Genomic DNA, 19,485 nt, shown 5'->3' on the forward strand with positions numbered 1-19,485 from the left:
CCTCAGCCCCTGCGGGTGCGGATGTAGAGACCGGACACGTGGGCACACGCAGCGACCCGCGCCCCCTCAGCGTCCCCGGACTCGATCGCGGCCACGATCCGTTCGTGCTCGCCGACCGCGAGCCGCCGATTGAGTTCGGACGTCCACATATCCGAGCGGTACAGGTGCGACTGGCCGTCCAGGCGCGCCAAGGCGTCACTGAGCGGCCTGTTGCGCGCGGTATCCCGGATCAGGGTGTGGAACTCCAAGTCCAGCTTGGCATCCCGGAACCGGTCGGCGGGCGCGTCCAACAGTTCCCGCTGCACCTGCACCATCTTGCGCAGCTGCTCGACGGTGGCCCAGCCTGCATTGACGGTCGCGTTCTGGGCTGCCAGCCCATCAAGCACCTCACGGACGTCGAACACCGACTTGACGGCCTCCTCGTCCAGCAAGGTCACCCGCGCACCGGCATTGCGGGTGTGGGTGGCCAGTCCCTCATAGATCAGCTGCTGGACGGCCTCCCGCACCGGTGTGCGGCTGACGTTGAGGCGCGCCGCCAGCGCCGGAACGCTGAGAGCCGCCCCGGGGGCGAGATCGCCGCTGAAGATCATCTCCTGCAGCGAGTTGTGCACCGATTCGGTGAGCAGGGCGCCCTCCGAGCTGGTCATGTGTGCGCCTCTCTACTTCGCCGCGGCCGAAACGCGAGCCGCCTCGCGCAGGGGCATCGTCGGGGCGACGCCGGTCCGCAGTCCGGCGACCTTCATCGCGATGTTCTCGGCAACCGTAATCGGTGAGTAGCCGGTCTGGCCCGCGGCCACCGTGCCGGGCAACGGTTCCAGGACGGCGTCGTGATTACCGTCGAAGAAGAATGCCGCCGAGCGGCGACGCTGGATCCGGCCGTCGACGACGGGTGGGTCCACCCGGTGCACGGTGGACAACCACCGGTCATTGGTCCACCGCGCCATCGCATCACCCAGGTTGATCAGCAGGGCGCCATCGGCGGGTTGCACATCATGCCAGCTGCCGTCGCGGTCGAGCACCTGCAGCCCCGGTACCTGATCGGCCCACAAGATGGTCAGGATGCCGAAGTCGGTGTGTGCGCCCATGCCCTGCAGGTCGACCGCCGGTGTGCCGTCACCCTCGGGCAGGGCGAAATTGTTCATCTTCAGCACTTCGATGGAATGGTCGATCATCGGGTCGAAGTAGCCGGTGGGCAAGGCCAGCGCGTCGGTGACGGTGATCATCAGGGTCCGGGCCAATCGCTGAGCCTGGGCGAAATAGTGCTCGACGCGCGGCTGGAATCCCGGTGCCGCATCGGGCCAGTTGTTGGGCGCGTAGCTGGCCTCGGGCAGGTCGAGTCCCGGGAAGGTCGCCGTCTCGGTGCCGACGGTATAGGCCTCGTAATAATCGTTCATCTGGTTGGCGGTGATCCCGAGACTCATACTCAGCGATTCGCTCTTGGGCGGTGAGTAGCCGCGGTTGGTCGCGGGATCGCGTCGATAGGGCTTCTTGGTCGCCAGCGGCAGCCCGAAGAACTCATCGAGAGCCGCCGTCAGACCGGCGATCGCACCGTGCTCGATTCCGTGACCGACGATCTGGATGAAGCCGACCGCACGGCAGGCACGGTCGAAATCGACTGCTAGCCGGGCACAATCGGGGTCGGTCGCCGCACTCCCGCCGGTGACGTACGGACTGATGTCGATGAGCGGAACGTCGAAGCTCACTTGATGCTCCCTGACTCGTGCCAGCGGCCGACCGCCAGCTTGGAAATCCATCCCATGACGGCGAACACCAGCACCCCGAACGCCGATGCCAGCACGATCGCTGCCACCAGGTCCTCGGACTGCAATCGGGCGCGGTACACGTCGAGCAGGGTGCCGACACCGGGTTGACCCTTGGCGAAGAACATGTCGCCGATGATCGCGCCGACGACCACCAGTCCCGCCCCTGTGCGCATACCGGTCATGATGGCCGGTAGCGCGGCGCGCATTTCGAGTTTGATCAGCCGGTCCCAGCGTGAGGCGCCCGACACCGAGAACAGCTCATGCATACCGCGGTCGACCGACCGGATCCCGAAATGGGTGTTGGTGATGATCGGGAACACAGCGATCAGCATGCAGACCAGCACCCGCGCCGACATGCCGTAACCCATCCACAGTCCGATCAGCGGAACGATCGCCAGAATCGGGATCACCTGGATGACAACGGCATACGGGTAGATCACCTTCTCCAGCCACTTGGCCTGGCACATGAGCACACCGGTGCCCACACCCACGACGGCCGCGACCGCGAATCCGATGACGGTGACCTCGGCGGTGACCGCCAGCGCATCCAGCATGGGCTTCAGCCGCGCCCAATCCATCAGCGAGTTGCGCAGCACGTCGATCGGTGGCGGCAGCAGAAAGCGACGGCTGGGCTCCAACACCAGGTAGCTCACCGCCGACCAGACCCCCAGCCCGAAGGCCAGTGACAGCAGCGAATAGCCCACGGTGGCACCGATCTTGCTGCCGCGCTTGGACTTCGCGGCGGGCGCGGCAGCGGCGGTGCGGGTCAGCAGTCGGCTGGGTGCGGCCAACGCGGTGCTCAGGACGGTCATGCCGGCCTCCCGTGCAGCAGGGTGGAGATCTCGGCGGCGTAGTCGGTGAACCGCTGTTCGAACCGCAGTTCCGGGGATCTGGGGTAATCAAGTCCCACGTCGACGATGCCGGCGATGCGGCCGGGCCGGGGTGTCATGACCACCACCCGACTGGCCAGATACACCGCCTCGGACACCGAGTGCGTGACGAACATCGCGGTGAACCCACGTTCGGCGTACAACCGTTGCAGTTCGACCTGCATGTCCAGCCGCGTCATCTCGTCCAGCGCCCCGAACGGTTCATCGAGCAGCAGAACGTCGGGCGACAGGGTGAGCGCACGCGCCATCGACACCCGCATCTTCATGCCACCGGAGAGCGCCTTGGGCAGTTGGTCGGCGAACGCGTCGAGCCCGACTGCGGAAATAGACTCGGCTGCCCGTTTTTTCACCTCCGCACGGCCCAGGTGGCTCAGCTCGGCACACAGTTCGACATTGGCTCGCACACTGCGCCACGGCAACAGGGTGGGTTCCTGGAAGATGAACCCGACCGACGAGGTGCCCAGGCGCACCGAGCCCGAGGTCGGCTCCTCCAGGTGCGCGGCCATCCGCAGCAGGGTGGACTTGCCACAACCGGACGGTCCGACGACGGCGACGAACTCGCCGTGCCGGATGGTCAGGTCGACACCGTCGAGCGCGACGGTGCCCGTATCGAATCGCTTTGTGATGTCAAGGAATTCGATCTGGGCGGATGGGTGGGTCGAGCCGGTGGGCGCCCGGTCTCGCAGGGCTTGGGCCGTTTCCATGACAACTCCTGGCGTCGGATCGAAACGTTACATGCAGCATGCCCGCTGCATGGATATTTCTAGACTTGATTACATGTATTACGTCCGTGTTTCTCGACGTAAACCGGACGTAAGGAAATGACCTGAATCACCAGTACAGGTCCAACCAGAGCAGGTATCGAGACTTCATTTACAGCGCCGCAACAGAATTCATGATTACATGCAATGACGGCTTTCCGATGTCGGGTTTGCCGACCCGCCTCTCCCCTCCAACGTACCGAGGAATCCATGAACCGATCAGCCCTGTGGCGCGCGGCCGCCCTTGCCGCCGCCACCTCCCTCGCCCTGTCCGCATGCTCGTCCTCCGACACCTCCGGCGAGGACACCGCCGCCGAACAGACCTCGTTGGCGCCGGCTCCCGAGGCACAGCAGCTTGCCGACGTGTGTCCGGCCGATGTCGGCATCCAACTACAGTGGCAGCCCCAGTCCGATCAGGGCGCGCTGTTCGCCATGCTGGGCCCGGGCTACCAGGTCGACACCGAGGACAAGTCCGTCACCGGCCCGCTGGTGGCCGGCGGCCTGGAGACCGGCGTCGACCTGACGCTGAAGGCGGGCGGTCCGGCGATCGGCTTCCAGTCGGTGCCCTCGCAGTTGTACCTGGACGATTCGCTGATCATGGGCATCGTGCACGGGGACATGCTGGTCGCCGCGGCCGCCGACCAGCCCGTCACCGGTGTCACGCCGCTGCTGAAGTACAGCCCGGCGATCCTGATGTGGGATCCGGCCACCCACCCCGACTTCACCACCGTCGCCGATATCGGCAAGACCGATGCCACCGTCGTCACCTCCGAGGGCCAGATCTTCCCGTCCTGGCTGGTGGCCAAGGGCATGCTCAAGCAATCCCAGATCGACCCCAGTTATGACGGTTCGCCGGCCAGGTTCGTCGGCGACCCGTCGATCGTGCAACAGGGCTTCGCGAACTCCGAACCCTATGTCTACGAACGCGACACCCCGAACTGGGACAAGCCGGTCGGCTGGGGGCTGGTCAAGGATGTCGGGTACGACATCTACGCGTCCAACATGACGGTGCGCACCGACCGGGTCGCGGAACTGGCGCCGTGTCTGGAGAAGCTGGTGCCGATCATCCAGCAGGCCGGCGTGGACTATGCGGCGGCGCCCGAGGCGGTCAACGCCACCATCGTCGATATCGTCGGACAAGACACCACCTACTCCCCCTACACCCAGGGCGAGGCCGACTACGGCGCCCAGATCCTGGTGGAGAAGGGACTGCTCGCCGCCGAGGCGGACGGTTCGTTCGGCGTGTACGACCCGGCGCGTGCCGCCGCGAATGTCGCCGATCTGCGTGCCGTGCTGGCAAGCACCGGCAATGTCGTGCCCGCCGAGGTGACCGTCGAGGACCTGTTCACCAACCAGTTCACCGATCCGTCGATCGCGATGAACTGACATCTCACGGAGGAGGAATCACATCACCATGGTCGAGATGACCGAACTGCAGCGCGAACGGGCGATGGGCGCGCTGGGAACCGAGAGCGACCGCGAAGTGCGCCGCATCTCGCTGACCGATCTGGCCACCCGCCGCGACCAGATCGCCGATGAACTATGGAGCGCGGCAACCGATATCGGGTTCTTTCAGGTGGTCGACCACGGCATCGACCTCGGCGAGGTGCGGGCGGCGTTCAGCATGGCCGAACGGTTCTTCGCACTGCCCGAGCAGATCAAGGCCCGCCGGCCCAAGCGGTTCAACTCGGGCTGGGAGCAACTCACCCAGGTCCGGCCCTCCGTCGGAGTGCCCGACCAGAAGGAGTCCTACCAGGTCACCCTGTCCAATATGGACGGTCTGTGGCCCAGCGATGACGAACTCGCCGGATTCGCCTCGACCATCCAGGATTTCGAGCACAAGTGCTGGGCACTGGCGATGGAACTGTTGTCCCTGTTCGCCGACCGTTTGGGCTTCGAGCGCGACTTCTTCACCAAGGCGCACGATCCGTCATCGGACACCTACCAGAGCACACTGCGTCTGTTGCATTATTTCCCCCTGCCCGAGGATGCCGATCTCACCGGGGTGTGGCGCGCCGGTGCACACACCGATTTCGACTGTCTGACGCTGTTGTTCCAGCGGGACGGTCAGGGCGGGTTGCAGGTGTGCCCGGGCAAGGAACGCGACACCCAGGAGTGGACATCGGTGCATCCGTCCGGTGAAGCCATCACCTGCAACATCGGCGACATGCTGATGCGGTGGAGTGATGACCTGCTGCCGTCGAACTTCCACCGGGTGCGCAGTCCCGGGCCCTCGGATCACCGCGGCGCCCGGTACAGCATCGCTTTCTTCGCCCAGGCCAACAGCGAGGTGACGATCGAAGGCCCCCGCGCCAAGTACCCGCCGATCACCGCGAAGGACTATCTGCAGCAGCGCATCAACGCGAACTTCGCAGGCAAGTAGCGATCCGCCCACCCGTGGCTCGTACAGTGTCCCCGTGGGGTCACGGGGGTGGGTGCTGTTCCTGGCGATGAGCGTGATCTGGGGTATCCCCTACCTGCTCATCAAGATCGCGGTCGAGGGGGTATCAGTACCGGTCCTCGTCTTCGTGCGGGTGGCGGTCGGCGCGGCGGTGCTGCTGCCGTTGGCCCTGTCGCGCCGTACCGCGAGGATGGTGCGCGATCACTGGCCGGCGCTGCTGGGCTTCGCGTTCTTCGAGATCATCGCAGCGTGGTGGCTGCTGACCGACGCAGAACAGCATCTCACCAGTTCGATGACGGGCCTGCTGATCGCCGCGGCCCCGATCTACGCGGCCATCTTGGATCGCCTGACCGGTGGCGAGAAGCTGGGCGGTGTAAGGATTCTCGGGCTGGCCATCGGGATCTCCGGGGTGGCGGTGCTGGCGGCCCCGCACATCGGCGGCAGCACATTGCCGATCATCGAGGTGCTGCTGGTCGCATTGTGTTACGCCATCGCCCCGCTGATCGCCGCCCGGTTCCTGACCGATGTGCCCGCGCTGCCGATGACCGCGGTGTGCCTGACCTTCGCCGCCGTCGTGTATGCGGCACCGGCGATGGCGACCTGGCCCACGGCAATGCCGTCGGCGCGGGTGGTGCTGGCCCTGGTCGGGCTGGCGGTGGTCTGCACCGCGTTGGCATTCATCGTGTTCTTCGCGTTGATCCGCGAGGTCGGCGCGGCGCGGGCGCTGGTGTTCACCTACGTCAATCCGGTGGTCGCACTGGCCGCCGGTGTCGTCGTGCTCGACGAACCGCTGACCGCGTGGAATGTCGGCGCACTGCTGCTGATTCTCGCCGGGTGTGTGCTCGCGACGCGCCGCCGACCGGAAGGCGCAACAGGCACCGAATCGACGCTCGCGGAATCACGCTGATCCAGGGCTCAGAGGTGGTCCATCTCGCGGGACATCGTTGCCAGTTCGATGAAGTCGAGGTGCGGCGGGACCCGCCGCGGATGGTCGTCGTGGGCGTACTCGCTGAACATCCAGTGGAACGCAGCGGATGTGCTGTGCAGCGGATGATGACTCATATCCCAGAGCGCACCGTGGTGGACGGTGCTCGCGCCGGTCGCCATCGAATGCAGTTCGGACATGTCGGTCTCGGCTCGTGCAGCGCACCGACCGGATGTCGGTGCATCTGCAATTGTCGCCCTCGTCAACGCAAGAATCTATAGTCTGTGCCAAGCCTTTTCATAATTGTCGCCGCCGGCGAAGGCTTGCTTGCCACAGAAATCGCGGGTGTCGAGCGCAAATTGTCGATCCGGCTATCGATCCCGCAAACCACCGTTTCTTGCTCGCGTAATATTTCGAGAGACTAAGACTCACAACCGCTTCCGTTGCGATACGCGCGTATTGCCCGTCGTCGGTTCAGTTTCGCCGACCCGCGCGCTCGGCGAAGGCATCCAATGCCGCAAGCACTTCGGGGGACCTCCAGACCCGATTACGACGGACGGGCGAGGGACAGCCTCCGTCGACATCGGCCTCCGACCATGACATCACCGTCCGACGACCTCTACTCATCGGTGAACCGACCGTTCCAGTGCCCCCAGTCGGACTCGAACCGACACTTGGCAATTTTCTGCGCGAATCACCAGCGTTCCCGTGGTAGCTCCATTACGTTGCCGCGATACAGAAACAGCCCTGGCGACCCGCCGGTCGACGTGGTGCATCGGGCCGGACCGCGATCTCTCACTGTCGCGGAGTCAGGCGGAGCGCCGGTCTGGGTTTGGGTACGGTTCCGGCGCTGGCCGGATGTCGCTGCTGCTTCGCGGTATCCGCGACGCCGATCAATGCGGCGGTCGCATCGCGATCCTCGATCACCGCATCGTCCGGTTTGATCGGGTAGCGGCCGGCGGTCGGCGCGTAGGCCTCGATAAACTCCTTGGTGCCGCCGCGGTAACTGTGCCGCAGCGCGGCGAGGGTGTCATCCAACTCCGAGCCGGCGACGCGGTAGCGGATCCAGCGGTGTAGGTCGAAGTCGAAATCGTCGAATAGCGCGGCGGCCTGCGCCCCACGGTTGGCCAGATCCTCGATGATGCCGGGTTCCATCTTGAGATTCATGCCGCCTTCGCCAGGGCGCTGGAGCACCGCCGCGACCCGATCGCGATACCCGGGCATGGTGATCTGCGTCGTGTCCACCCAGTTCTGCATGGTGTCGAAGATCGCCTTGTACATCCCCACCACCGATTTCATTTCGTAGCTACGCGGCAGCCGCCCGCCTCTGCCCTGCGGGCGTGGCGTCCACACCACGTTGTCGTAGTCGGGGTGCTGCGGTGAGAGGTTGATACCGAAGGTCGGGCGGGTCGGCCACAGCGAGTCGAACAGGTGCATGGGGAAGTTGCTCGAAATACCGCCGTCGGAGAACCAGGTCTCGATGAGCGTGCGACGCCCGGGACCACGAGCCCAGTCCACGCAGAACAGCGGGACGGCGCTGATCAGGGTCGGGAAGCTCAGACTCATGCGGGCCGCGATCACCACCGGGATGTCCCACGGGTCTGGCAGTGATCGCACGTGTTCGCCGTGGCAAGGGCACCGCATCGAGACGATGTGGTCACCATCCTTCCCGTCGGGCGCCGGTGCTGACGTGCCGACGAGATGATCGACGACATAGTCCGGGAAGTAGACCCGCAGGCGCTTCTCGCAGAAGAAAAAGATGCGGCTGGTGAATGGGAATTTGTAGGGTCGTCGGAAGGTCAGGTTGGTGGTCATGACCTCCAAATCGATCCTGCGGGCCTCCAGGGCCGCGATGCGGTCCTCGATGGGCGCGGTACCCTTCTTCCCTTCTTTGTCGTCGAGGACTTTGGCCAGCTCGACCGCCGTATCACCCCAGAGATCTCCGAATGTCAGCGGCTTCACCTGCTTCGGCAGGCCGGCCAGGTCATCGAGGACATCGGCGAGCCAGTCGGTCAGCGGTGGGAAATCGACACCGGCGTCGTGGGTGTGCCCGTCACACAACCCGAAACCATTGCCCGGCAGTGCCTTCAACGTTCGGAACACAAAGAACACCAACGCCACGACAAGCGTGATGGTGACGGCCACTGACACCCACACCAGTAGAGCGACGCTGCCGCCGAGCCACTGGGCCAGAGTCGCCGGGAGGCCGAAGCCCACCCCGATCGCGACAGCCGGGATCAGCATCAGGACCGCGGCGAACAGGAACGCCACGGGCGCGCCGCGGATGACCGCGATGAGCGTCTGCCAGATCTTGCGGGCAATGCTGCGCTTGGGTTCGAGCCAGTTGCTCAGCACCGCGAAGGCGGGTTCGGTCGTCGGGGAAGGCTGGAAGAGATCGGCCAGATGCGTGCCGAGATCGGTCGGAACGGTCTTCAACTTGTCGAACCCGCCACTGCGTCGGCCGTGTTCGGCCGCGGCAGCGGCGGCCGCTGAGATGGCGCCCGCGGACGCGCCACCCAGTCGGCGGAACGTGTACCTCTCGGCGAAGTGGCAGACGGCTCGCGGGTAGACGATCCCACTGCTGATGCCGCCCTTCATGATCAGGTCGCATTCAGCCTGCGGTGCAACACTTCTTGCTTGCGCAACCTCTGCACTCACGACCGGCCCCTCCCGTGAACGTGTCCCTTGCCGTTGTACATCGCCGCCTGCTGCTGCGAGGGTGAGTTGGTGAATCGGATCGAGGACTGGCGTCGCGCGCGCAATATGGTGGCGATCGGAAATCTCGGCGAACAAGTCGCGATTCGGGTGCTCAGCCGCTGGGGCTATCACGTGTTGGCCGCCCAGGAAGATCTCCGGGGCTGCGTCGAGAACATCCTCGAGATGCCCACTCGGATGAACCCCGAGGATTTCGTGTGCGTCGCCCCCGACAGGCGGTTGGTGACCGTGAACAGCAAGGCGACAGTGTCACCGCGGGCGTCAGGAACAGATCGCGACGGCAACCTCGTCCGACCAAGAATTGCCAAGGGACAAAACGCCGTTGAGTACACGACGGTGCGCGGCGGACTGTCATCGCCGGTCGACGGTGAGGTGGACGGTCAGGTGCTCAAGGTTGACCTGTTGCTGATGCGGGCTCAGCTGTTCGAGTTCGACGACACCGGCCAACTGCATGCGCGCGAGCCGGTCGAGGACATCGCCGACGATGTGCAGACCATTCTGCGCCGGTATCCGGCCGGCCCTCCGCCCGGGCCGTCGGCATACGACGATCTGTAACCCGAGGATCGGGCGAGTCGGTCCCGCTCCCAACAGGTAACGCGGCACTGGTGACACCGTGCCGGGGCTGATGCACAATTCGATCGGACAACTCACGCTGAACCATCTGCCGATTGTGCGAGGTGATCTCACCATGCAGGTGCGGATACCAGTCATCGTCAAGGACCCGGTCGTCACCAGATACAAGGACGTCGAGCCGACCGAGGACATCCTCGTCGAGGACGGCGCGTTCCTCGACGGCCCGGTGTCACCGCGCGTCGCGGTTCTCGACTTCGCGCCGGACAAGGGCACACTCGCGCCGCCGGCGCGATACGTCGCACCCAAAGGGCGGTCCAAGCGGGGCAGCTACGAAGTCGAGAACCCACTGAAGTTGGGCGACTCCGAGGTCGATCCGACTGCCGCGGCGGTGTCGGTATTCGGGGCGGTGCACAAGACGATCGCGCTCCTAGAGGAGCCTGACGCATTGGGCCGCACCGTCTCGTGGGCCTTCGACGCGCCACAGCTGCTGGTCGTACCCCGGGCCGGAGAGATGCCCAACGCGTTCTACGAACGCGATTCACACAGCCTGCAATTTTTCCGGTTTCCCGATCCGGCCAACACCGGTCGCTGGATTCACACGTCCCATTCTCAGGACATCGTCGCCCACGAGACGGCGCATGCGCTGCTCGACGGCATAGCGCCGGACCTCTACTCGGCGGTGTCGCCCGAATCGTTGGCACTCCACGAGGCGGTGGCCGACCTCGCCACGCTGCTGGTCCCGCTACGATGCCGCGCGCTGACCGAGCGCGTACTGCAATTCAGCAACAGCAGCATCCACAACTCCACCGTGTTCAGCGGTGGAGCCGAGGAGTTCGGCATGGCGCTCGATTCCGACCGTCACTATCTGCGTAACCTCAACAACGACGCGACGATCTCCACAGTGCCGGATCATGAGCCGCACGAGCTATCGACGGTGCTCTCCGGCACCTTGGTACCCACCCCTTCCGGGAGGTCCGGCTCTCGATCTGGGCGCCCGAAGAGGACACCGCCGACTACTACGGCCGGTTCCAGCCGCTCGACGCCGGGGCTGTCCCGCCTGCGACCAGGGCGCGGACCACCAGCCGGTCGCAGCACGCTGATCCGAATCCCGCCGCCGGCGTCGACGTCGGCGCGTTCCTCAACTTGGTCACGGCCCGCCGTGGCGGTTTGATCGACAACCTCGTGACTATCGACAAGGCGGCCAACAACACCAGCGTGGTGCTCGCTCTCGAATGGCGCGGCTGGCGGCTTCTGTTCGCCGGCGACGCCGAGGAACGCAGCTGGAAAACCATGGAGCGCGAAAGCGTGCCCGCCGCTGTTCATTTTCTGAAGGTCTCACACCACGGCAGTCACAACGGGACGCCGGCAGACGCCAAGTTCGACGCGATACTGCCGGAGACCGCACCCGACGACAGGCCGCGCCATGCGGTGATCTCGACCTGGCAGGACACCTACAACGGCATTCCGCATAATCCGACCAACGCCCGGCTCGCAGCGCGGGCGACCCTGCACTCCACACTCGACCACGCCGACGACCTGTTCTACGACGTCACATTTCCCGGCTGAGCCGCAGTACATCGACGCCTCCCGAAGGATTGACCATGTCTGATGTTGTTACAGCTGTGAATCTTTGGGATCGTCTTGTCCGAGACGGAATGATCCGGCCTGCGGACTACGACACCGACATCGTCGAGGAACTGCGTAGTCGACTGAATCTGCCCGGCGCAGATTTCCGTCAGGCCCTACGTGACGCTCGACTGTCAGCCGAGGACCTCATTCGGCCATTGCTGGGGACGATCGAACCAGTAGGCGCGATGATGGGCGACTTGCTCATTCTTTACCAACTCATCTCCGCGCGACGCACTCGCGCCGACAACGTGCGGTTCAGCTTCAATTTCGATGCCGACGCCCCACCCCTCGATATCGACCTCGGAGCATTCCGGGAGTTCGAGCGAGTGTTCCGCCGAGCGATGCGACCCACGACCTTTGTGCTCTGGGACCAAAGCCCCGCGTGGCGGACGGTGGAAGTCCTCGACGTACTAACCCTTGGTGACATCGCTCGGGAAGACCGCAACCGTGCGATGTGGCCGGATCCGGACAAGTCGTTCCCGCGGTCCGGCATCAGCGCCGTGGACGAGGTTCTGGCGCCCATATGGGAGCTCCGTCGCGAATTTCTTTCGGAGGCAATGCTGTTGTGGCCGAACCGAGCCGACTACTCGCAGGGGTTCAGCGACAACCGCAGCGACCGTGCTGCAGACCATCTGACCGAGGTCTGGGCCGATGAGGCCGACCGTGTCCGGGGTCAGCTTGCCGTCATGGTCAGCGACTTCTGGGATCTTGCTGTCGGGGAAGTCATCACCGCGGTCGCTGAGCGCACACGGTCGGATCCTTCTGCTGCGCAGTCGATAGCGGAGGCTGCCGGGCAGCTCGACGACCTCGTCGCCTCTTTGACCACCGTGCAACGGGATGTCGAGCAACAAGTCGAAGATGTCCTGGAACTGCTGTCGTTGCCGGTGTGGGGTAAGCGGCACGAGGTGTATTCGGCGTGGGTCTTCACGCAGATCGTCTCCGCTATCGGGTTCGAACGCCTTACCTTCCACGTCCACGAGGGCCGGCTGTCCTTCGACTTCAGCGGCGCCCATCTCGCGAGCTTCGACTCCGTCAACGGTCCTGTGCGGATCTGGGCCGAGCTGAGAACACGGTACGACACCCCGGTGGGTAAGGGCCGCACTGGAGCGATCCAGCCTGACTACAGCCTGTCCTACGATCCGGTTCACGAACCTGCGACCACACTGCTGGCAGTCGAATGCAAGCAGTACAGGCGGTCCGCGTTGCGAACCCACGCGCACGCGCTCACCGACTACACCGGCGGCCTGCCAAACGCCTTGACGGTACTCGCCGCTTACGGACCGGTCAGCGCGCGCGTTCTCGACCGCCTGCCACCCGCCGCGCGCGGACGTGCGGCGGTGATCACCGGCCTTCGCCCGGGAAATCATGTTCAGCTGCGCGATTTCCACGATGTGGTGGCGCGAGTGATCCCGCGGCCAGCACGACAGGCCGGTGGTCCACCGCGGCAGGGCACACCTCGACGAACGACCGAAGTGACGCTCGAGTGGCAGGCCCCCGTCGACCTCGACCTGCACGCGGAACTGGTGGGCGATTCCCGGACGGTCTGCTACGACACTCAACGCATCGCCTTGACCGACGGGTACCTACAGCTCGACCGGGATGCACTCTCCGGGCCGGCAACCGAAACCATGACCGTTGCCACAGCACAACGGGTCCGTATCTGGGTCCACGCCTTCCAGGAAGGAAGTTCGCTGGCTGAGGCCGGCGCACGAATCCGGATCACCACAGGTACTACCGAGATCGTCGTTCCCGTCGAGGAGCAAGGCGACGGTGCGGGCGCTCACCGGTGGTTCGGCGTATGCATCATCGAGGACCATCAGGTCGCGATTGCCGGGAAATTCGACAGGTACGGGCCCACACCGAACCGCGCGGTCTAAGCCAGCTCCGCGGCAATCCAGTGCCCCCAGTCGGACTCGAACCGACACTTGGCGGATTTTAAGTTTCACGGTGCCGCTTTGCGGTCGCCTTCAGCAAACCACGTCTACGCTGGTAGCAACGTTTCGCATGGTTCGTAATCGACTGTGCCACAGTGCGATTCAAGCGGTTACGCGCTGCTTCGAGCGGTGCCAGCGCGCTAGCTGTCGGCGGCGATCTGTTCGCTAATTGCGCTGGTCGCTGGGGTAGTGCTGGGGTGGCAACCCATGGTGTAGCGAACAAGGCAGTTCAGCCGCTATGTAGGGCAATAGCTAGCGAATACCCAAAACGCTGAGGTGAACTGGCAAACGAAAATAGCACTGGTTAGCTGTTGATTTGGACCGCCAAATCGAGCGGTGCCGCAAGCCGGACCACTACCGTGAAGCGGTCAGGAACACGAGGGTCGGAGAGGGTGCGAAAGCGTGGAGAATTGCGTAGTCGTGCAAAGTTCCAGCGGGCCGACCTGGCTACAGGTCACGTCCATGATCGTTGCATCAATTGCGGCCATAGCTGCCTCGACATCGGCATTTTTCGCGACTCGGACATTTCGGATAGCGCGCAAGGCAACAATTCGCGACAAATTCATATCGGCGGTAGGCGACCTGGTATCACACTTATTTGAGATGTCTAGAATTTCTGCTAGGTTCAACCGTCATCCCGAATTGATTCCCAATAGCCGTGATATCGCTGAGTCATCATTCCAAGCGCTAGATGCCGTCGTGAACCAACTACGCATCCTTGAGCCATCACTCAAGCTAAAAGCTGCCGAGGACGGCGACTGGCTATTAGAGCAGGCCAGAAGCCTTGGCGTGGACGTGCTCCAGTCCGACGAATGGGCCGACGATGTGCATGACTTGGACGTTTTCGAACAAGTACAGCTTGACGATGAAGACGAGCCAGCGCCGTCATATCGCCTGGCCGGTATTTCTGACGACGAATGGCAAGTACTACGCCGTTCGACGCTCTACACCGTCGCCCGCCTATCAGAACATGAGGCACCAACCAAAGTGCCGCCTTATATGACTCAGACCTTTGAACAGCGACTCAGAAAATACGCTCTTGATACAAACGATATGGATTACAGCTATAACGAATGCTGCCGCCGCGTGATTGACGATTTCGTGAGCAGTGTCATCGTTCCTTGGAGTGCTCACGTCGTCAAACACCGGCTGTCATGACCTTTGGCTAGCCAGTGCGACCCGTCAGCGGCACAACATTCGTGACCGATTTCGGTTCCGGCGCGGGATTAGCCGAGGATGCCGCGCGACCCTTGATCAGATCGGAGTACACCGTCAGCGTCACCGTGTAGTCGGCGTGCCCCAACCATTCGGAGACCTCTCGGAAATCGCAACCGGCCTGTAGCCACGTGTGCGCTGCGGTATGGCGAAGATCGTGGATACGTACACCGCTGACGATTTCGGTATCGCCGCCCCCGCTGGAACCGTTTTCGTCGCCGGTGTGTTTGGCTGACGAAACGGGCAGGCCAGCGGCAGCCAGTGCCGGTTTAAAAATCGTCTGCCCGAACGTCTCCATATAAAGCGGTGAAGTCCAATCGAATGGCACCGCGTACCGAACGCCTTCGGCCCGGTATCCCCCACCGTTTTTGCGAGACGGCCACAGCGGGGCATCAGCGCGGTAACTCGGTGAGCCAACTTGACCGTACGGGTGCACATTGGCCAGATAATCGGCCATCTTCGCCGCCAGCCATCCCGGCAGCGGAACCGTACGCGTACTGCGCTCGCTCTTGGGCGATTCAGTGAACCATTTACCACCCTTGCGTTTCTTCACCCGTTCCACGGAAACGCTGCCGCTGACCGGTTGACCCGCCAGGGCGGGTTTGAGATGAATGTCAGCGATTTCTAGACCGGCGTTCTCAGCAGAGCGCAGGCCGGTACTGGCCAGGAATTCGACCATGAGGGCATAGACCGGATACGCGGGCAATGGCTGGCCGTCCACACCGGGCAATTGACCAGCCAATGCCGCACTCAGCGCGCCGATTTGATCGGTGGTCAGCGGGTGGTGATCAAACCGCTTGGTCACAGCGGCAGATTTCTTACCGCGCTTGTGATTGTCGGCGTAGTCGGTTTTCGGTATCGGATTGACCTCTAGAGCATCCTTGCGCGTGGCGTACTCAAACACTCGACTCAGAACGTGCCATGCGTGCTTGACCGTCTTCGGGTGAATCGTTGTGCCCGTGCGGGTTTTGCGTACCGAAAGCCGTGCCATGTATCGATCGATCCCCATCACGTCGATAGCGCCGATAGGTTCGTGCTCGAATTCTGGTAATACGTACCGATCCAGCACGTCGCCGTAACCGGTGACCGTGACCTCTTTGAGGAACCCACCGGCTACGCGCAAATGCTGGCTGTCGAGCCAATCACCAGCCCATTGCCCGAATGTGCGGTTTCCGCGTTTGCGCGCTTCTGCGGGGTCAACGGCGCGACGGTGCTTGCGGGCATTCAATTCGGCAGCCCGAGCGTCCGCAGCGGCCTTGGTCGGATGCGTTTCCTGGCGAAGGCGGGTCACCGCCCGACCATCGTCGGTCCGCACTTTTACTCGGTAAACCACCTCATAGCGGAACTTGGCGGTGCCGCGCTTGGTCTCATGCTTGCGAACGTAGGCCATTGTCAGACCGCCCTATCCTGTTGTGCTGCAATGCTTTCCGACATACCAGTAGTCTGCGTATTCTGTTGTCGTGCAAGGATTCTCGCCACCGTCGCACCCGACCACGCTCCCCCGCGCTTGGTGGGGTGACCCTCATCGGTCAACGCTGCTGCGATCTGACGAGTCGATTTACCTTGTTCTGCAAGCGATTTCATACGCAGCAGCGCCGCCTGTTCCTCCGGCACCGGCACAAGCGCGCCACTGGGATTATCGGCGCTGCGCTTACCCGAGGACCACCCGTACGGCGTAGCACCGATGGCGTGACCACCGGCCGCAGCTTTGGCCCGTCGCCCATCGCGCAGCCGTTTGGCGATCAACCGACGCTCCAGACCCGCGAACACACCGGCCATCTCCCGCATCGCGGTGCGCATCGGGTCGTCGGGGTCATCGCGGGCGACCTCGGTCGCCGGGGAAGCCGTGAACACCGCCGTGCCCTCGTTACACCAGACCTCGGCTAGCAGAGCTTCCTGCACCGTCACCGCACGCGCCAGCCGGTCCAGATCACGCACGATCAGACCATCGGCGGCACCCGTGCGCAGCAGCGTCAACGCCTCGGTGAGACCCGGCCGGTCGGTGGCATCGAGCGCACCGCTCTTGCCCTCATCGGCGCACCAGGACACCACCCGCGCACCGAGAGACTTCGCCGCGTCACGGATGGCCTTGCGCTGGGAGTCCAACCCGAACCCGTGTTCGGCCTGCTCAATGGTGGACACCCGCAGATAGGCCACCAGCTTGCGCCTGGTCATAGCGAGCCCATCGCTGCCAGATGAGCAGCGCGCCACGCTGCCGGGTCAGCCACGTACGCCGTCAACACCCGTACCTTGCGGCCTTCGCGGACTACCGGAATCTGTTCGTTTCGGATGGCACGGCGCAGGTCTGCCGGGTGCTCCCCCAACGCGCACGCGGCTTGGGTCACGCTCATCGTCTCGGGCATAGTCACCGGTCCATTTGATCGACCAGGTGTGCCAACGTCAGCGTCAGCGGTTCAAGGCCGGGGGTTGCGTCGATAGTCTCCTGCGGCACGCCAGCCTCTAGCAGCGTTGCCCGCGTGCTCTCGATCATCCCGCGTACGTCATCGAGTATCCGCCGCGCGGCAATGACCCTATTCACGGCGACTCGGGTGTGGCGACGACCTTGAGCGCAGCGACGCAGAGCGTCACGAATGAGCTTTCTTGTGGCCTCGTCCTTGAATTCGGCGATGAGCTTCTCCATGAACTCATCCGTGAGTTCGGGCATGAGTTCGGCGACGAGCTTTTCCGTGGACTCGCCCTCATGGTCTGCAAAGTTGGTCATCATCTGCCCTCTCGGGTCCGGGTGCCCTCACAGGGCGATTGCAGGTCAAATCGCTCTGACCTGCGGTGTAACTATAACTAAAGAACTAGCGACAGACTACGCCACCCGCACAGGCGCGCGCAAGGGTCAATGTGCGTTGTCCCGCAACGGAATTCGCGGCGAAACAGCGCAAGATCGCAGATCACCCGATATTCCTACGCAATTGCTCACCGTCTCCGCATCTTGCGTTTGTGCGCTCGGTTCGCTTCGGCAGCCTGTGTCATCGCGTCCTCGGCGGGCAGAAATCCGCCCTGCGTCGATATCAGCGGAGTAACCGGGTTCGCCATCGAAGCTCTAAGCGATTCTGCGCCGTCGTCGGCTACGTCCTCCCCCGGTCCCGGCGTTCGGTCGCCCTGGTCGTCACCGGCCACCAGCTCGCCATCGATCACCGCGTGACCGTCGAACGTCGCACCGAGCACCCGCACACCGGTCGGGTCGCCGGGGCGGGTGCGGTGGGCTGACTCAATCGCTGGGAAATGCGGTTCCGGGTCAGGGTGGCCGACTGACCGTCTGTAGTCGGCGCGCGATCCACCTTCGATATCTGCCAATAGGTCCTCAAATGGCTTTGCAGTGACCTCTACGCTCATCTGCTTTTGCTCCACAACACCAGCGCGGTCGAGCGCCGAGTTAATCGCTTGCAACGCTACGTAAGCCGGAATGTTCTCGCTCTCGGCCATCCCGAGCAATCGCTGAGTCATTCGGTCAGATGCCTCACGTAAGCGCTGCTGCGCTTTGGCTACCACCTGCGGCGCTGCGCCACCGTGCGTTTTGCATACCGTGCTGCCGTAGATCGCCCACTTACGGCATTGCTCACCGTTTTTGCGGTGAGCCGTGCACCGACGACCGGAGTTCTTCGCTAGGTCAATCGTCCGTTTCTCAGACGGTGGCGGCGGTGGAGGATAGGTTTTCGATCCCGCATCGTCGGCAGTGTGCGATTCCATAGGTTGATCGTTCGATGGCTCGGCCATGTCAATTCCGTTCTCCAAGTACCAACCGACCATCGCCGGCGTTTTCACTATCAATCTCGGTCGAGCACAGAACTAGCTGCGATTCCTCACTATCCCAACCGAATTCGACCTTTCCCTCTTTCCACAACTCCAGCGTTGCCGCAGCCATATACAGATCCGACACACTCGCGATTGCGTCCGCGATATCGCCCTGTGACAGCTTTGCACCCGGTGTGCGGCGCAACAGTTGCGCAATCAGCGCCGTCGTCTGCCCGATATTCATCGCGAAATCGTTCTGTCCGTTGAGTATTTCGGTCACGCTGTGCCTGCCTTGAGCATCCGTCCCGAGTCGCCAATGATTCCCGCACTTTCATAGATCGCTCGGTTCTCGTCCAAAATCTCCCGCGCGGTCTTCTGCCCACCAGCCATGTCATTCATCCATTCCGTGTCAAAGGCGATCTTTTTCAGCAGTGCGGGCCAACTGCTCTTGTCGAACCCGGTCATGTTCGACGCCAGATCAGCCAACGTGGTGATCAGCGACGGATAGGTCGATACCCGACCGACTCTGATCACCACAGGCATTCCGTACGACGTTCCCGCGATGTGAAAATCCGGCGAGCTGGGCACTTGTGTCACTGATTTGCACCCGTCGTGGTACATGCGCCAACGCGAGTTCTCTACGGTGAGGTATCCACCGCCATCGATTCCGCCACGCTTGGTTTTTCTCTCGACAATCGCATCGCCGCACGCATCGCACAGCAGAGTCAAATGGCCTAACTCCCCCACACGCGGTTTAGCCGGTATCCGAGCCATAATCTCTCTCCTTTCACACACAGTTTGCTTAGCTGGGTTTTCGGCCGACACGTAGGACACATAGGACAGGTAGGACACGCACTCGCGATCCGACGAAAAACGCCGCGCGAGCGATACCTAATTGACCTGGAAAAATAGAAATAAATTTTAGAAAGGTC

The 19,485-nt window shown here is 63.3% G+C and carries 20 protein-coding genes; 8 read left to right on the forward strand and 12 right to left on the reverse strand.

What is annotated here, in order from left to right:
- Nucleotides 1-2 precede the first annotated feature (2 nt).
- Genes ACLBYA_RS02280 through ACLBYA_RS02295 form a run of 4 tightly spaced genes read right to left on the reverse strand, consistent with a single transcriptional unit; the run spans nucleotide 3 to nucleotide 3,357 of the window.
- On the reverse strand, nucleotides 3-647 hold the full coding sequence (locus ACLBYA_RS02280) for a GntR family transcriptional regulator (RefSeq protein WP_447707724.1): 645 nt from the start codon (nucleotides 645-647) through the stop codon (nucleotides 3-5).
- 12 nt (nucleotides 648-659) lie between these two features.
- Nucleotides 660-1,754 (reverse strand): isopenicillin N synthase family dioxygenase, encoded by a 1,095-nt coding sequence (locus ACLBYA_RS02285; protein WP_447707725.1) that lies wholly within the window; start codon nucleotides 1,752-1,754, stop codon nucleotides 660-662.
- On the reverse strand, nucleotides 1,700-2,575 hold the full coding sequence (locus ACLBYA_RS02290) for an ABC transporter permease (protein ID WP_447707726.1): 876 nt from the start codon (nucleotides 2,573-2,575) through the stop codon (nucleotides 1,700-1,702). The genes ACLBYA_RS02285 and ACLBYA_RS02290 overlap by 55 nt, the downstream gene beginning before the upstream one ends.
- A complete protein-coding gene (locus tag ACLBYA_RS02295) occupies nucleotides 2,572-3,357 on the reverse strand; it encodes an ABC transporter ATP-binding protein (protein ID WP_447707727.1) in 786 nt (261 codons plus the stop codon). Before ACLBYA_RS02295 ends, ACLBYA_RS02290 begins: the two co-directional genes overlap by 4 nt.
- A gap of 267 nt (nucleotides 3,358-3,624) precedes the next feature.
- On the opposite strand from ACLBYA_RS02295, the gene ACLBYA_RS02300 reads away from it, so the two are divergent.
- The 3 genes from ACLBYA_RS02300 to ACLBYA_RS02310 are packed head-to-tail and all read left to right on the forward strand — an operon-like array spanning nucleotide 3,625 to nucleotide 6,722.
- Nucleotides 3,625-4,800, forward strand: a complete 1,176-nt coding sequence (locus ACLBYA_RS02300; RefSeq protein WP_447707728.1) for a nitrate ABC transporter substrate-binding protein — start codon at nucleotides 3,625-3,627, stop codon at nucleotides 4,798-4,800.
- A gap of 28 nt (nucleotides 4,801-4,828) precedes the next feature.
- A complete protein-coding gene (locus ACLBYA_RS02305; RefSeq protein WP_447707729.1) occupies nucleotides 4,829-5,797 on the forward strand; it encodes an isopenicillin N synthase family dioxygenase in 969 nt (322 codons plus the stop codon).
- A 34-nt stretch (nucleotides 5,798-5,831) separates the two neighbouring features.
- Complete coding sequence (locus ACLBYA_RS02310) at nucleotides 5,832-6,722, forward strand: DMT family transporter (protein WP_447707730.1); 891 nt, start codon at nucleotides 5,832-5,834, stop codon at nucleotides 6,720-6,722.
- An 8-nt stretch (nucleotides 6,723-6,730) separates the two neighbouring features.
- On the opposite strand, the gene ACLBYA_RS02315 is transcribed toward ACLBYA_RS02310, so the two are convergent.
- Complete coding sequence (locus ACLBYA_RS02315; RefSeq protein ID WP_447707731.1) at nucleotides 6,731-6,940, reverse strand: hypothetical protein; 210 nt, start codon at nucleotides 6,938-6,940, stop codon at nucleotides 6,731-6,733.
- Nucleotides 6,941-7,535: 595 nt separating this feature from the next.
- Complete coding sequence (locus ACLBYA_RS02320; RefSeq protein ID WP_447707732.1) at nucleotides 7,536-9,533, reverse strand: hypothetical protein; 1,998 nt, start codon at nucleotides 9,531-9,533, stop codon at nucleotides 7,536-7,538.
- A 12-nt stretch (nucleotides 9,534-9,545) separates the two neighbouring features.
- Here ACLBYA_RS02320 and ACLBYA_RS02325 point away from each other — a divergent pair, with 12 nt between their 5' ends.
- From ACLBYA_RS02325 to ACLBYA_RS02345, 5 genes are all read left to right on the forward strand, one after another.
- Nucleotides 9,546-10,010: a hypothetical protein gene (locus ACLBYA_RS02325; protein ID WP_447707733.1), complete on the forward strand. Its 465-nt coding sequence runs from the start codon at nucleotides 9,546-9,548 to the stop codon at nucleotides 10,008-10,010.
- A gap of 58 nt (nucleotides 10,011-10,068) precedes the next feature.
- Nucleotides 10,069-11,199 (forward strand): hypothetical protein, encoded by a 1,131-nt coding sequence (locus ACLBYA_RS02330; RefSeq protein WP_447707734.1) that lies wholly within the window; start codon nucleotides 10,069-10,071, stop codon nucleotides 11,197-11,199.
- Nucleotides 11,196-11,594: a hypothetical protein gene (locus ACLBYA_RS02335; RefSeq protein WP_447707735.1), complete on the forward strand. Its 399-nt coding sequence runs from the start codon at nucleotides 11,196-11,198 to the stop codon at nucleotides 11,592-11,594. Before ACLBYA_RS02330 ends, ACLBYA_RS02335 begins: the two co-directional genes overlap by 4 nt.
- 35 nt (nucleotides 11,595-11,629) lie before the next feature.
- Entirely contained in the window at nucleotides 11,630-13,534 is a 1,905-nt protein-coding gene (locus ACLBYA_RS02340; protein ID WP_447707736.1) for a hypothetical protein, read from the forward strand.
- A gap of 519 nt (nucleotides 13,535-14,053) precedes the next feature.
- The gene (locus ACLBYA_RS02345; protein ID WP_447707737.1) at nucleotides 14,054-14,749 is read left to right on the forward strand and encodes a hypothetical protein; all 696 of its coding nucleotides are present in this window, start codon (nucleotides 14,054-14,056) and stop codon (nucleotides 14,747-14,749) included.
- Nucleotides 14,750-14,756: 7 nt separating this feature from the next.
- Here the strand turns inward: ACLBYA_RS02345 and ACLBYA_RS02350 are convergent, their stop codons facing one another.
- The 6 genes from ACLBYA_RS02350 to ACLBYA_RS02375 all read right to left on the reverse strand — a co-directional run bounded on the left by ACLBYA_RS02350 (nucleotide 14,757) and on the right by ACLBYA_RS02375 (nucleotide 19,327).
- Entirely contained in the window at nucleotides 14,757-16,196 is a 1,440-nt protein-coding gene (locus ACLBYA_RS02350) for a tyrosine-type recombinase/integrase (protein WP_447707738.1), read from the reverse strand.
- 2 nt (nucleotides 16,197-16,198) lie between these two features.
- Entirely contained in the window at nucleotides 16,199-16,981 is a 783-nt protein-coding gene (locus ACLBYA_RS02355) for a recombinase family protein (RefSeq protein WP_447707739.1), read from the reverse strand.
- 190 nt (nucleotides 16,982-17,171) lie between these two features.
- A complete protein-coding gene (locus tag ACLBYA_RS02360; protein ID WP_447707740.1) occupies nucleotides 17,172-17,528 on the reverse strand; it encodes a hypothetical protein in 357 nt (118 codons plus the stop codon).
- Nucleotides 17,529-17,734: 206 nt separating this feature from the next.
- Nucleotides 17,735-18,535, reverse strand: a complete 801-nt coding sequence (locus ACLBYA_RS02365; protein ID WP_447707741.1) for a hypothetical protein — start codon at nucleotides 18,533-18,535, stop codon at nucleotides 17,735-17,737.
- 1 nt (nucleotide 18,536) lies between these two features.
- Nucleotides 18,537-18,833 carry a hypothetical protein gene (locus ACLBYA_RS02370; RefSeq protein ID WP_447707742.1) on the reverse strand — a complete coding sequence of 99 codons (297 nt, stop codon included), beginning with the start codon at nucleotides 18,831-18,833 and terminating at the stop codon, nucleotides 18,537-18,539.
- Nucleotides 18,830-19,327 (reverse strand): hypothetical protein, encoded by a 498-nt coding sequence (locus ACLBYA_RS02375; protein WP_447707743.1) that lies wholly within the window; start codon nucleotides 19,325-19,327, stop codon nucleotides 18,830-18,832. Before ACLBYA_RS02375 ends, ACLBYA_RS02370 begins: the two co-directional genes overlap by 4 nt.
- Nucleotides 19,328-19,485 lie beyond the last annotated feature (158 nt).

The organism is Mycobacterium sp. C31M (assembly GCF_053345865.1).

Excerpts from the sequence above, each read along its gene's own strand:
- ACLBYA_RS02305 (WP_447707729.1), top strand. The coding sequence starts at position 4,829 with ATGGTCGAGATGACCGAACTGCAGCGCGAACGGGCGATGGGCGCGCTG.
- ACLBYA_RS02315 (WP_447707731.1), bottom strand. The coding sequence starts at position 6,940 with ATGTCCGAACTGCATTCGATGGCGACCGGCGCGAGCACCGTCCACCAC.
- ACLBYA_RS02345 (WP_447707737.1), top strand. The coding sequence starts at position 14,054 with ATGATCGTTGCATCAATTGCGGCCATAGCTGCCTCGACATCGGCATTT.
- ACLBYA_RS02340 (WP_447707736.1), top strand. The coding sequence starts at position 11,630 with ATGTCTGATGTTGTTACAGCTGTGAATCTTTGGGATCGTCTTGTCCGA.
- ACLBYA_RS02360 (WP_447707740.1), bottom strand. The coding sequence starts at position 17,528 with ATGACCAACTTTGCAGACCATGAGGGCGAGTCCACGGAAAAGCTCGTC.
- ACLBYA_RS02300 (WP_447707728.1), top strand. The coding sequence starts at position 3,625 with ATGAACCGATCAGCCCTGTGGCGCGCGGCCGCCCTTGCCGCCGCCACC.
- ACLBYA_RS02295 (WP_447707727.1), bottom strand. The coding sequence starts at position 3,357 with ATGGAAACGGCCCAAGCCCTGCGAGACCGGGCGCCCACCGGCTCGACC.
- ACLBYA_RS02375 (WP_447707743.1), bottom strand. The coding sequence starts at position 19,327 with ATGGCTCGGATACCGGCTAAACCGCGTGTGGGGGAGTTAGGCCATTTG.
- ACLBYA_RS02355 (WP_447707739.1), bottom strand. The coding sequence starts at position 16,981 with ATGACCAGGCGCAAGCTGGTGGCCTATCTGCGGGTGTCCACCATTGAG.
- ACLBYA_RS02290 (WP_447707726.1), bottom strand. The coding sequence starts at position 2,575 with ATGACCGTCCTGAGCACCGCGTTGGCCGCACCCAGCCGACTGCTGACC.
- ACLBYA_RS02285 (WP_447707725.1), bottom strand. The coding sequence starts at position 1,754 with ATGGATTTCCAAGCTGGCGGTCGGCCGCTGGCACGAGTCAGGGAGCAT.
- ACLBYA_RS02350 (WP_447707738.1), bottom strand. The coding sequence starts at position 16,196 with ATGGCCTACGTTCGCAAGCATGAGACCAAGCGCGGCACCGCCAAGTTC.
- ACLBYA_RS02280 (WP_447707724.1), bottom strand. The coding sequence starts at position 647 with ATGACCAGCTCGGAGGGCGCCCTGCTCACCGAATCGGTGCACAACTCG.
- ACLBYA_RS02365 (WP_447707741.1), bottom strand. The coding sequence starts at position 18,535 with ATGGCCGAGCCATCGAACGATCAACCTATGGAATCGCACACTGCCGAC.